This window comes from Bradyrhizobium sp. CCBAU 11430 (assembly GCF_028128855.1).
Lineage (GTDB): Bacteria > Pseudomonadota > Alphaproteobacteria > Rhizobiales > Xanthobacteraceae > Bradyrhizobium > Bradyrhizobium ottawaense.
Genome location: NZ_LBJV01000059.1, coordinates 26,056 through 38,391, shown reverse-complemented (window position 1 = coordinate 38,391; position 12,336 = coordinate 26,056). Strand labels below are relative to the sequence as shown.

The following is a 12,336-nucleotide window of genomic DNA, read 5'->3' as shown; positions in this document are numbered from 1 at the left end:
TGACTGCGGCTTCACAACTGCTGGATTACCTTCCGCTGGGCATCGACATCCTGCTCAATATATTGCTGGGTGGTTCGCAGATTGGAGTGTCCAGCTAGAGCCTGGACGTCCCTGAGAGATCCGCCCACAGTGGAAATCTTTCGCGCCGCTCCGGTGATGAAGGTCCTTCGGCCGCTGTGGCTGGAGCAGCCGACGAAGCCCAGATGCTGATACCATCGTTGGAACATGTTCACGATGGTCTGCGGCGACGTCGAAGACATTCGCTCGGTGCCGATCACGTAGTCACCGGGTGTCCTGGTCATGGTCTGTCGGTAAGCAATGAGCGCCGCCCTAACTTCCGGATGCATGGGAATCACGCGGCCGGACGTACCTTTGCTCGCATCATTGGTCAGGTGGACGGCATGGCCGACCTGGCCTGCAGCATCATAGACCATCCGCCAAGTCAGCCGAGCTATCTCCTTGGCCCTGAGTCCGGCCTTTGCCGAGAGCAGGAAGATCAGCCTGTTTCGCTCTGGGTATCTGGTGGTCGAAAGATAAGCGAGCGTGGCTTCGGCTTGCCCCTTACTCAGCGTCTTCGCTTGCTTCCCCAAACCCATTTTCGTCCTCCAGACGCCGGATCGACGGCTAACAGGACGCTGGACTGTAATCGGTCCAGATCATTCGTACATGCTGATGGCTTCGGGTCCACTGCCACGCAGAAGTCCAGTCTCGAAACGTTGTTTCGCGAGCTGTGCTACCCTTTCAGGGGACCCAATTTCGGCTACCCCCCGGGCCCCGAGGGCAGTCTTCAAGCGGACTTACGTTGTGACCTTCCTGTCGGCTTCTTCGCTGTGGCTTCTTTCACCGGCTTTTTGCCTTCGATCGGCATCAGCATTTCCTTCTGGCCGGCCGCCCTCTTCTTCGCTTTCTTGGCCGGCTTCTCAGCCCTGGTTTCCGCCGCAGCGCCACCAACGCTCTTGCGCAGCGCGTCCATCAGATCAACGACGTTCTCACCGCGGGGACGCTCCTTTGGTGTGATCGTCTTGCCGGCCCGCTTTTGATTGATGAGTTCGATCAGCGCGCTTTCGTACTGATCTTCGAACTTTTCCGGTTCGAAGCGGCCGGCCTTTTGATTGACGATATGCCGCGCGAGATCGAGCATGTCTTTGGTGACTTTGACGTCCTGGATCTCGTCAAAGTACTCCTGCTCGCTGCGCACCTCGTATGGATACCGAAGCAGCGTGCCGACGAGACCCTTGTCCATCGGCTCAAGCGCGATGATGTGTTCGCGACTGGTCAGCACGACCCGCCCGATCGCGACCTTATTCATCTCTCGGATGGTCTCGCGAATCACGGCAAAGGCGTCGTGACCGACCTTGCCGTCGGGGCGAAGGTAATAGGGCCGGATAAGGTAACGCGGATCGATGTCGGACTTGTCCACGAACTCATCGATCTCAATCGTGCGCGTGGATTCCAGCGCGACCTCCTCCAGTTCTTCTTTGGTGACCTCGATGAACTGGTCCTTCTCGATCTGGTAGCCCTTGACGATGTCCTCGTTAGGCACTTCGTCGCCTGTGTCCGCATCCACCTTCAGGTACTTGATGCGGTGGCCGGTCTGCCGGTTGAGCTGATTGAACGAGATTTTTTCGCTTTCGGACGTGGCCGGGTAGAGCGCCACCGGGCAGGTCACCAGAGACAATCGCAGGAAGCCTTTCCAGTTGGCGCGCGGTGCCATGTACGCGGAACTCCAGTTGCGGGACTTCAGATTCAAGACGAACCAAGGCACCGAGTTCCGACGCGCCCGGGCCCCCCAGTAGGATCATTTTTTCTGATGAGGGATCGACTCTTATGTTCTTGTTATGTTCTAATTGGACATGACTGACCGACCCGCGAGCTGGCGCATGCCGACCATGAAGCAAATGGAAAAGATGGCCGCCGTCCGCCGAAACGTGCCGGCGGAGCATGGATTGGCTCCAGAGGCCGATTTGCCGCCAGAATATTGGCAAGCTCTTCTGGATGACGGTCGTGTGGAGACGAAGCCCGGACACTCCGCAGGGGCGTTGCGGCTGTGCCAGATCTCGCACCACGTATTGCGGGTTGGCTGCAGCCGATGCGGCAGGCTGGTCGAGATCCAGAAGGTCGACGCCACCCGCCTTTACGGCGCGGACGCGCTCTGGAAGGAGGTCGGCCAACGACTATTGGACAACACCTGCACCCAGCGGACGGGCCGTTACGAAGAGGATGGCTGCTGGCCAACGTTCGACTAGGCCGGCCGATGGCGCCCAAGCATCATCCGACACCCCTCTCCGGCGGCGATCGAAAGGCACTCGGCAAAGAGCTGAGCAAGGCCCGCGCGATGACCACGATCCTCGGGTCGCAGTCGGCTGAAGCCCGCGCTAAGGGCGAAGCGCTCATCCGCCAGGCTGACAAGCTGCTGTGCGAATCTTGGAACGAGAAGATGTGGGCTGATGGCGGGCCGATCGATCCGTCCCCCACGATCGACCAAGCGATCAACGGCGGCTACTCATCGCTTGAGATTCAATGCTCGCGCTGCAAGACCAAGCGGGATGTCGACCTTGCCGCTCTGCGGCATCCGCCAACCACATCAATCCACGACGTGCGAGCCGGCTTCGCTGCAGTAACTGTGCTATGGCCGGGCGACGTCCGGCTGCCACACTCCTGCAACTGAGACCCAGTCCTCGCCGGGCAGCTCCGGAGACCTGAACGTGTGCAATCTCTATTCGATGACAAAGAACGTGGACGCGATCCGTCAGCTGTTCGGCGCGCTCAACAACAACGTCGGAAACTTGCCCAGCATGCCGGGCATCTTTCCGGACTACCCAGCGCCGATAGTGCGCAATGCACCGGATGGACGAGAGATCGTCATGGCTCGTTGGGGCATGCCATCGTCGCAGAAGGCGCTCATGGACGCGACCAAGAAGCGAGCTGAAAAGCTGGAAGCCAAGGGCAAAACGGTCGACTTCAAGGAGCTGCTCCGGATGGAGCCGGATAGCGGCACAACCAACATTCGGAATGTGAGTAGCGCACACTGGAAGCGATGGCTCGGTCCGGACAATCGCTGCCTCGTTCCGCTGACGTCGTTTTCCGAATACGACACGATCGAAGGTAAGAAGGTGCCGGTCTGGTTCGCCCTCGAGGAGTCTCGGCCCCTCGTCGCCTTCGCGGGCATCTGGACGAACTGGACGTCCGTTCGAAAGGCAAAGGAAGGCGAAGTGACCGCCGATGTATTCGGTTTTCTCACTTGCGAACCGAATGCGGAGGTGAAACGCGTCCACCCAAAAGCGATGCCGGTGATCCTGACGACAGCCGAAGAATACGACGTCTGGCTATGTGCCCCCTGGGAGGAGGCCAAGGCGTTGCAGCGACCTCTTCCGCGCGGCGCGCTCAAGATCGTCGCCACTGGCGAGAAAGAAGATCCAGCGGCCCCTGCGTAGTTCCGCAGGCCCGCGGAACAGGTGGACAAGCCGGAGTCTCAGCGATTCGGAATCCCTGACCCGTGCTAAGCGCGCGGAACGACCGAGGGATGAAGGGATTCGTCCGCAGGAGCCATCTCTTATGCTGATGACACGAGAAAAACGGCCAACGATCCGGAGCCTGCGTGGATGGGCAATCTCGGTGCTGCAAGACGCCGGGGCAATTCGTGAGTGCGAGGAGCACGGCTGGATGCGGGAACGTGCCGACCCGCACGCTCGCGACAAAGCCTTAGAAATCGCGGAGCAGTATCCGCCGGCGGGACTGTCTCCGGATGAAGCCGTGGTCGCGGTTCGGGACGTGCTGGAGTCGATTGGCGACACTTGCCCCGAGTGTCCTCCCGAGGGTGGTGGCTGAAGCCGAGCGTCGCCCATTCACGGGACTCCGCCGAATAGCCATGACAAGCCATTTTTCCCCAGCCAGGTCATCGCGGCCGAGAAAACGATTGAAACCAGACCGGCCCAAAACCAAGAACGTCCGCGTGCGGCGCTGATCGAGCGCAGATACAGGAAGGCTCCAAGCAGTGTTCCGTAATTCCTCCTGAAGTCTCCATTGAGCTTGGCTATCTTCGATAGCTCTGAAGACGTTTCCTGTTCATCGGCCACGATGCTGGCTCCCATGTCGACTACCAGCACCCTATCAACCACTGTTTTGCCCGACGGAGCAAGCGATACTTCGGTTTATCATAACATCAAAAAATGGTCGGCTGCGTTCTGACGAGCGAACCAGCCTAACCACCAAGTCGACCTTTAAGCGTCGCTCCGGACGTCAGAACCACCTTGCGATTTCGCGTTGATGCCGAGTAGTCTGCCAGTTCTACAACCGTGCGGACCCAACTCAACGTAATGACCCACTCCAATTGCAAGCTAAAACTACGACTTCTAGTGATTCTGATTGGGAGCTTCCTTTTTGCTCGGCCGGTTGCCGCTTGGGAAAGCGATGTTCATTACGGACTCACTCTTTGGCTCGCAAAACAGGCTGGGTTTTCGCGTGCGCAAGCATTGTGGATTGCCCAGGGAAACCAAGGGGTCGACGACAGTTCAGCCACGGAGCCCGTTAAAAGCACCTTCTTGTCAGCGTGCTCAGGCTCGGATCCCACCGGCTCAAGCGAGGTACACGATCATCATTTCCCATCTCTGAGGGGGGTCCCTGGCGATCCGCAAATCCGAATGGTTGTGCCGGGCCAAGTACAAAGAGGCGGCAACCTTCACCCAGCGCCGTCGCTTGCCGATGACGAATCAAGCTTTCGCGATCTTGGAAAATACCTTCATGCTTTGCAGGACAGCTGGTCCCATCAGGGCGTTCCGGACTTCCCAGATCCCCCATGCGATCGCAAACTAGGGTGGGGACATTCTTTCTCGCGTGGTGGTTGGCCGTGCCATCTGGCTGATCTCACCTACATGTGGCGCGATACTGATGCTCGAGAAACTGCAAAAGCGACCTATGAGATCTTTTTAGCCCAGGCCAAGGGAAAGCCGCGAACTTGGGATGAGATTCTCACCCAGCTACACGACTTCATGGACGGCCGCAGCAAGTGGGAAAAGCACGCGTGGTTTCTCAAGCAAGGCTTCAACGAGAGTGAGCTGGACTTCCTTCAAGAGATAAGTTTGCCCGATTGCCGTCCGGATACCACCTCGTGTCCTGGTCCTTACCCTTTTCAACGATTGATACAAAAGTGGGCGGACACCGTCCGCGCGAGCTTTAGGCCTTCAGATGACCTCGTTCAGCGGGAGCCCCCGGGGTGGAAACTTAGCATTAAACGACAGTTGGCAATCCCCATAGCATATACGCGGGCGTTCCGTGAACTCGCCGCCGCCTTGGCAGCTCAGTCTACAAGCGTAAAGAATGATCTGGTGGATCATGCCCTCTCGCGTGTAGCGTTAGCGAAATTGACTCGAGTTAGAAACGGTTGTCCGCAAGTACTAGATGCGTTGGGTGAGTTGATGCTCAGCCAGGACGTGATGCAAGGAAAGCTCCCTCCGCAACCAATTGAAATTTGTATTGCGGCCCATCAGGCCTCCTTGGCAGGCTTGGAAGAGATTTCGTGTGATGCCGCTTCAAGCGCTATTCGTAATTTGAGGCGCAATCGAAACGGCCCCAGCCTAAGCGAGATGTTGCCTGCAGTTCAGGCGGCGGGGCTGCCGTCTTATGTTTTCGGGCACCCCGTTGCATCCAGTCACGGACGCAATTTCGGACCCGTGTATGCATCAGATGAAGAAAGTTATTCGGTGCCGGTGCGCTTTGCTCATCTCCCGAAGGATGTACTCATTCTAACGGCTCGTTCGGTGATGGGAGCCGTGAAAGTCGTTAATGCGGTTTGGATGCCGTATGAGTAGTTGGCTGGGGCGTAATCAAAAGAAGATCGAGCGGTCCCATTCCCTCACAGCCTTGAACAAGGGCAGAGGTTCAAGGGCCTGGCAGCAAAGGATCCTTGCTTGCTGTGCTACCCCTTCCGGGGACCCAATTTCAGCTACCCCCAGGGGGGCTACCACCCAGTCGGCCACCTGTGATTTGTTTGCGCGGATCGTCAGTCCAAGTCTCCTCCCAGACTGCACCGTCGCGCTTGACTCTGAGTTCTTGTTTCGTTCTAGTGGAAAAAATCCCAGGTTGGACCATGCCCACTCTCGAATTCCTCCGCTCGGAGATCGAGCATATGCGCTCGCAGATCAGCAGGCAGCGCAAAGAGATCCTCCAGCTCCAGCGCGCCGGTATCTCGACTGCCTCGGCCGAAGCGCTCCTCTCCCGAATGCAGTCAAAGGTGGAAGGTCTTTGCGCTGAGCGGGATCGGCTCGCCAGCACGGAAAAGGCTAGTCGGCCAACCTACGCCTCGGGTAAACCGACGAAGGGCACTCCAGCGCATCGTCGCGTTTGATGGACAACCTCCGGCGCTTTCCCGCTCCCTGGGTGATGAAGGAGGACGGTGACGGCTTCCGCGTGTTCGACGCCAGCGGCTTCTTCATCTGCTCCGTCCCGCACCGCGAGGATCTGCACCAGCGGAGCTACCAATACGCAAACGACTTTCTCTCGCGCGAGGAGGCGAGGCGGATTGCAAACGCAATCTCTCGGCTGCCGGAGCTTCTGAAGCGGCCGCAATATTGAACGTGGAATTGCGGATCCGCCGTTCAGCCGAGCACGGTCTGATGTCTGCTTTGACAGGCAGAGCGGACATAAAGCGACGATCGCTCAAGTGCTGCTTGTGACCCGTTGCTGAAGTTGCCTGTGCTGAGTTGGTCCGCTTTTGCGCCGAAAGCTGCCGAATTGATCAGGTCGCCGTTTGATGACCTATCTTGAAATGATTGTCCTGAAGCTCAGCAAATCAGGTTGCCCCCCGTCGATGGGGCAAGGACTGCCCCCAGGACTGCTGCAGTTCGTCCGGCACATCACGCGTGGTAGTGGGGCTATCGCACAGGCCACACGAAGTCGCCCCTACTCCGGCTGTTCGGTTGCAGCAAGCGCTGCCACTCCGATAAGACGCACAATTGCAGCCAAATGTCTCCCCGGCTCTCGTCGTCGCAGCGGACGCAATAGTTGCCGCGTCGCTGTCGCAACCGGAGTCACAAGCCGGTTTTCTTGCCCACGCTTCATGCGGAGTGACACGATTGCTACGTCAAAAGACAGCGGCGCGGGAATGAACGGTAGCTAGATAAGATCGAAGATCGGTAGTGCCGAAGCGCGGAGCTTGTATCGTTGAGAAGCAGGGAATGCTGGTTGTGCTAACCGTAGTTCCGCTTACAAAGTCGTGAATTGCATTTGCTATTCACCGGCTCATGCTTTGTTTTCGAGTGGGCCATCTCTTGTTGGACTTCAGAAATTTTTAGAACCGAGCTGGCGCGGTCCTCAACATATTAGTCAGCCCCAGACTGACATCTTAAAGCGCGCTCTGCGGTATCGCCGTGCTGCTGGTGCCGTCCACCATCAATCATCGAAGTTCCGGCACGCGTCCGATCGCAAAGGCTCGCTTGTTCGCGAGGCACATCCAATCACGTAAGCTTCTGCGGCGGAGTAGCGATCATTGACCTTTATCAAGAGATCAAAAAGTCCGTCACGGGGGACGACCGTATTGCCCAGTCCAAGTGTTGATGATGTCCGACCCACGATTTATTCCGAAGGCAAGTTCCTGCCGAAACATTAGCTATGCCGGGGATCTTGTCGCAATTGGAGCGATCTATTTCGCCCTCGCAAAAGGTGGCCTTGCCCTCGCCTCCATTCATCCCAGCGCAACGCCAATTTGGCCGCCGACGGGTGTCGCGCTGGCGGCGGCGCTGCTGCGGGGTTATCGGATTTGGCCCGCAATTTTTGCAGCGGCGATGGTCGCCAATGCCACGACGGCCGGCTCGGTTGCCACCTCAATTGCTATTGCAACCGGCAATTCTCTCGAAGCGGTTGTCGGCGCTTACCTCATCAATCGATGGTCGGGCGGCTGTAACACATTCTCAACGCCAAATTCTGTCGCAAGGTTTGCTCTGATTTGCGTGGTGATCGCGACACCGCTCAGCGCAAGCATCGGACTAACCAGCCTGGCAACCGTCGGGTACATCGAACCGAAGAATCTCGCTGACGCCTGGATCACATGGTGGCTCGGAGATGCGACCGGCGCGCTAGTGATTGTCCCCGTTATTGTGCTTTGGGCGGCAGGCCCCCACTATGCTATCAGCCGCAATGAATTTTTGGAGACAGTCGGCGTGCTCGCGACTGCGGCCGTAGTTGGCCTCATTGCTTTCAGCCCCCTGATCGAGCAAACGCCAGGCCGAGATCCACTGGGTTTCCTTGCGATCTTGCCAATGTTATGGGCGGCACTGCGGCGCGGTCCGCGCGACACCGCAACGGTTGCGCTGGTGCTTGCGGGCACCACGATTTGGGGGACGCTCATGGGCGGCGGCCCCTTCACGAACGGAAATGTCAACTCTTCATTCCTCCTCGTGTTGATGTTCTTGATCAGTATTACCGTTCCTAGCTTGTTGCTCAGCGCCGACGTGGAGGTACGCAAGAAAGCGGAGGAAGGTCTGCGCCGCGCACAGATTGAACTCGAGCGCAGGGTCGCAGAACGTACGCAAGAACTGGAACTCGCCAACGCCGCAAAATCACGCTTTCTTGCCATGGCAAGCCATGATTTGCGGCAGCCATTACATGCACTGGGCTTGTTCATTGCCCAACTGCGCACGCCGCTCAGTTCGGTGGAAAGGACAAAGACGATCGAACGGGTCGATGCAGCGCGCAAAGAAATGGATGAAATGTTCAATTCGCTCCTGGATATCTCCAGGCTCGATGCTGGAATGCTTACCCCGAAAATTACCGAATTCCCAATCGCGCACCTGCTGCAAAAACTTGAGATGACCTTTAATCAGGCAGCGCGGGAAAAAGGCCTCCAGCTACGCATTAGGCGAAGTAACGCCTGGGTGCGGAGTGACGCCATGCTGCTCGAGCGCATACTGCTCAATCTGGTGTCCAACGCCGTCCGCTATACGTTGCGGGGCCGGATCATCGTCGGATGCCGTCGGCGCGGCGAAACCTTGCGTATCGAAGTATGGGATACCGGCCCCGGTATCCCTGAGGATCAGAAGCAGAACATCTTTGGCGAGTTTTTTCAAGTTCCCGCCCAAGAGCGGAGCCGGTCCGGCGGCCTGGGGCTTGGCCTCGCCATTGTTGACAGGCTTAGCCGTCTCCTCAACCATCAAATCGACTTAGCTTCGCGTGTGGGCCGAGGTTCGCGCTTTGCGATCGAGCTTCCGATGGTCGATGAACGTGTCGCATCCAGCGCGCCCATTGACTCCCCGTACACCGGAGCTTTTTCGGCCGAAGGGAAGCTCATTCTTGTTATTGCTGACGCCCCAATGGTGACGGAGGGAACGGGCGGATTGCTCAGCAATTGGGGATACTCCGTCCTTAGCGCCGAATCCGAAGATGCTGCACTTGTGCGAGTTGCTCAGCGCAAACAACGCCCCGATCTTATAATCTCGAACTATCATCTTGCGAGCGGAAAGACTGGAATCTGCGCGATCGAACAAATCAATGCGGCGTTTGGTTCCTCAATTCCAGCTATTCTGATCAGCGGCGATACGGCAGCTGAACCATTACGGGACGCTAACGAGACAGGATACATCTTGCTGCACAGGCCTGTTGATCCAATGCGGCTCCGCGCTGTTTTGCACGAACTCTTTAGGGATCATGGAGGATAGGAGAGGCCGGGGCAGTCTTATGTTTCAGATTTTGGCTCCCAGCCCATTTTTCCTACCTTTATTATCGCCTCGGTACGACTCGCTACACCGAGCGCCTTGAGGACGACCGTGATGTGGTTCTTCACTGTCGGTACTGCCATATTGAGTGTCTTGGCAATGACCTTGTTGCTTCGTCCTTTCATCAGGAGCGCAAGCACCTCGATCTGCCGATCGGTCAACCCGATGCGCTTAAGAGAGTCGCGTGCCGCTGGCTTATCTGTAAGCCGAGGACTCCTCGTTTCCTCCAGCATTTGTGAGGGAATGTAAACTCCGCCGGAGAACACCAACTTGATAGCGCTGAGTATAACCTCACGTTCGGTAGTTTTCGGAATGAAACCCAGAGCGCCAAGTTTGAAAGCGCGCTTGACTGTGTCTTGATCATCCGATGACGAGAGGATTACGATAGCAATGGTCGCATAGCGCTCACGCAGTTCGCGGAGAACAGAAAAGCCATCTCGATCGGGCAAGTTGATGTCAAGCAGAATGAAGCTGATGTCCGGATGTTCCTCGACGAGGCGCATTGCCTGCTGGCTGTTCGAAGCTTCAAAAATGATTACTTCTCGGTTCAGCTGCTTCAGAACTGAGTGCAAGGCCTCGCGAATCAATGCGTGATCGTCGACAATCAGGACCTTCATAAAAGCTCTCCGTCATCCTGCACGGAGATCCAATTTAGAAATCATACACCCCCCTTCGATCTTTGGCGACACGAAGGTGGCCGAGGATGGCTCCCGAACCGCCCTTCCTGATCCGACCAGCGGTCCCGTCAGGCACCCCAAGGAAGCTGAAGGGCGTTCTGTCACCCAATACAACAGCGAGAAAAGCGAGCGCGGACTTATCGTTGTCCGCGCGAGTCAGCCTCCCTTGGCCTGTGCACAATGGTCACACGCCTATGATGTTATGATGTGACCTGAGCGACGTCAGATGGAAGCCGAGCTGTGCGATACCTTGATCATAGGACCAAGGGATCTCTCAATGTAGACCTCAGGCTGATTTACAAGGCTGTGCCGGATGAACGATGCTCCACTACCAACCGCCTTACCGCCAAGAGTTTCTGCCAAGCGCCACCTTACGATGGTTATCGCAATTGCGGTCGTGGCTGGGTTGGGCGCGAATCAATCTAGACTGCGGCGTTGTTATGATGCGCCGTGTGGTCGGACGTTTTTCTCGGCATTGGCATTCCCAACAGGTTCAGAGGGATTGCAGATGATGATGCCCCAAATTGCTGCTGCTATTGTCGGCGCTGCTACCGCTGGCGGGTTTCTTGTCACGCTTGCACCGGATTTCAGCGCCGATTTTGCTCTTGCGGTTATTGCGTGCTTTTCATAGCCGTAGAGAGCTCGGCGTCTTTCCCTCTTGATGGTTCCTCTCGAAGACTACTCGCACGCCGGACAGGCAACCAGATGCATGATCGAACCGCTACGCCGAAGCCATTGGTAGGCGCGCTGCCGGAGCTGAAAGGTTCCGGCCGCGATCTGCGAATTGATGCCTGTCGCGGCATTGCGCTCTGGTGCATCTTTCTCGACCACGTTCCCAACAACATCGGCAGTTGGCTGACGCTGCGGAATTACGGCTTCAGCGATGCCGCGGAAGTGTTCATGTTCGTCTCGGGTGTGACCTGCGCACTGGCCTACGGCAAGGTATGGCGCTGCGAGGGCTGGACCGGCCTGATCAGGCGGACGCTGCGGCGAAGCTGGGACATTTATGCCGCATTTCTGATGCTCACACTCTCCTGTGCGATCTTGGTTTACCTCGCAGGCGGGGACCGTCTTGCTGACGAGAGCAATACGCGCGTTCTCTTGGACCAGCCAGGCGCGGCGCTCGCGCACGCGGCAATCCTGCAATACTGTCCGGTAAATACCGATGTGTTGCCCATCTTCGTGCTTCTTCATCTCTTATTCGCGCCGCTGCTCTGGCTGCTGCTGCGAGTGCCGAACGTGATGCTCGGCGCCGCGCTGGCGCTCTATGCCTTGGTGCATGTACTCGGTTGGACGATACCAGCGTGGCCGAGCGGCCACTGGGCCTTCAATCCCCTGGCCTGGCAGCTGCTTGTTGTCCTTGGCGCGTGGTGGATAGTCGAAGGCGAGAGAGCGCGGCCATGGGTGACGTCACGCACGGCAGTTGTACCTGCCGCTCTCTATCTGGTGTTCAGCCTGATCATCGCATTGAGCTGGAGGATCCAACTATTGGACGGAATAGTCCCGCAGGCGCTGCTGAAACTGTTTTATCCCGTGGATAAATCAAATCTCGACCCACTCAGGCTGCTGCATTTTATAGCCCTTGCGGTTTTGGCGGTACGGTTCGTGCCTCCCAATCCGCGATGGCTGACGACGCCGGTGATGTGCAGTGCGATTCTCTGTGGTAAGAACTCGTTGCCGATCTACTGCCTCGGCGTTCTGCTTACGCTCGCAAGCGTCCTGGCGCTGCTCGATGTCTCGGAAGGGCTCGCGATGCAGATCGCGCTCAGCGTTGCTGGCGTTCTGATGATGATCGTGGCGGCGACGCTGCTGAACTTGATTAAAAACAAGCCGAGTCAGCAGCTGACCGTCGCAGCGCCTATGAGTGCGCGCGCCGAGAAAGGCTGGGGCGCCGTCGGCTGGCGCGCCTGAAGTCGTTTCGCCGATGGCTACGCGAATTCGGATGGACCGGCGGC

General features: G+C 57.6%; 12 protein-coding genes and 1 pseudogene. 9 read left to right on the top strand and 4 right to left on the bottom strand.

The features are described from left to right. Nucleotides 1-11: 11 nt before the first annotated feature. Nucleotides 12-596, bottom strand: a complete 585-nt coding sequence (locus tag XI04_RS19110) for a tyrosine-type recombinase/integrase (RefSeq protein ID WP_271623744.1) — start codon at nucleotides 594-596, stop codon at nucleotides 12-14. 191 nt (nucleotides 597-787) lie between these two features. Beyond that, complete coding sequence (gene ku, locus XI04_RS19105) at nucleotides 788-1,714, bottom strand: non-homologous end joining protein Ku (RefSeq protein WP_271608714.1); 927 nt, start codon at nucleotides 1,712-1,714, stop codon at nucleotides 788-790. Between the two features lie 166 nt (nucleotides 1,715-1,880). Here ku and XI04_RS19100 point away from each other — a divergent pair, with 166 nt between their 5' ends. The 4 genes and pseudogenes from XI04_RS19100 (at nucleotide 1,881) to XI04_RS19085 (ending at nucleotide 3,828) form a co-directional block, all read left to right on the top strand. Then, nucleotides 1,881-2,246, top strand: a complete 366-nt coding sequence (locus XI04_RS19100; RefSeq protein ID WP_271596150.1) for a hypothetical protein — start codon at nucleotides 1,881-1,883, stop codon at nucleotides 2,244-2,246. Between the two features lie 8 nt (nucleotides 2,247-2,254). After that, nucleotides 2,255-2,703 (top strand): annotated as a pseudogene (locus tag XI04_RS19095) (hypothetical protein). A 2-nt stretch (nucleotides 2,704-2,705) separates the two neighbouring features. Beyond that, nucleotides 2,706-3,434 carry an SOS response-associated peptidase gene (locus tag XI04_RS19090; protein ID WP_271596148.1) on the top strand — a complete coding sequence of 243 codons (729 nt, stop codon included), beginning with the start codon at nucleotides 2,706-2,708 and terminating at the stop codon, nucleotides 3,432-3,434. A 121-nt stretch (nucleotides 3,435-3,555) separates the two neighbouring features. Further along, nucleotides 3,556-3,828 carry a hypothetical protein gene (locus XI04_RS19085; RefSeq protein WP_271596147.1) on the top strand — a complete coding sequence of 91 codons (273 nt, stop codon included), beginning with the start codon at nucleotides 3,556-3,558 and terminating at the stop codon, nucleotides 3,826-3,828. Nucleotides 3,829-3,845: 17 nt separating this feature from the next. Here the strand turns inward: XI04_RS19085 and XI04_RS19080 are convergent, their stop codons facing one another. Further along, nucleotides 3,846-4,076, bottom strand: coding sequence for a hypothetical protein (locus XI04_RS19080; RefSeq protein ID WP_271596146.1), 231 nt, complete (start codon nucleotides 4,074-4,076; stop codon nucleotides 3,846-3,848). Nucleotides 4,077-4,640: 564 nt separating this feature from the next. Here XI04_RS19080 and XI04_RS19075 point away from each other — a divergent pair. The 3 genes from XI04_RS19075 to XI04_RS19065 all read left to right on the top strand — a co-directional run bounded on the left by XI04_RS19075 (nucleotide 4,641) and on the right by XI04_RS19065 (nucleotide 9,647). After that, nucleotides 4,641-5,807, top strand: a complete 1,167-nt coding sequence (locus tag XI04_RS19075; RefSeq protein ID WP_271596145.1) for a hypothetical protein — start codon at nucleotides 4,641-4,643, stop codon at nucleotides 5,805-5,807. Between the two features lie 535 nt (nucleotides 5,808-6,342). Further along, nucleotides 6,343-6,570, top strand: a complete 228-nt coding sequence (locus XI04_RS19070; RefSeq protein WP_271596144.1) for a hypothetical protein — start codon at nucleotides 6,343-6,345, stop codon at nucleotides 6,568-6,570. A gap of 980 nt (nucleotides 6,571-7,550) precedes the next feature. Continuing rightward, nucleotides 7,551-9,647, top strand: a complete 2,097-nt coding sequence (locus XI04_RS19065; protein ID WP_271623743.1) for an MASE1 domain-containing protein — start codon at nucleotides 7,551-7,553, stop codon at nucleotides 9,645-9,647. Nucleotides 9,648-9,664: 17 nt separating this feature from the next. On the opposite strand, the gene XI04_RS19060 is transcribed toward XI04_RS19065, so the two are convergent. Beyond that, nucleotides 9,665-10,321, bottom strand: a complete 657-nt coding sequence (locus tag XI04_RS19060; RefSeq protein WP_271596303.1) for a response regulator — start codon at nucleotides 10,319-10,321, stop codon at nucleotides 9,665-9,667. A 373-nt stretch (nucleotides 10,322-10,694) separates the two neighbouring features. Here XI04_RS19060 and XI04_RS19055 point away from each other — a divergent pair, with 373 nt between their 5' ends. Together XI04_RS19055 and XI04_RS19050 are read left to right on the top strand one after the other, a co-directional pair. Next, entirely contained in the window at nucleotides 10,695-11,012 is a 318-nt protein-coding gene (locus XI04_RS19055) for a hypothetical protein (protein ID WP_271596302.1), read from the top strand. Between the two features lie 74 nt (nucleotides 11,013-11,086). Further along, on the top strand, nucleotides 11,087-12,292 hold the full coding sequence (locus tag XI04_RS19050) for an OpgC domain-containing protein (protein ID WP_271596301.1): 1,206 nt from the start codon (nucleotides 11,087-11,089) through the stop codon (nucleotides 12,290-12,292). Nucleotides 12,293-12,336 lie beyond the last annotated feature (44 nt).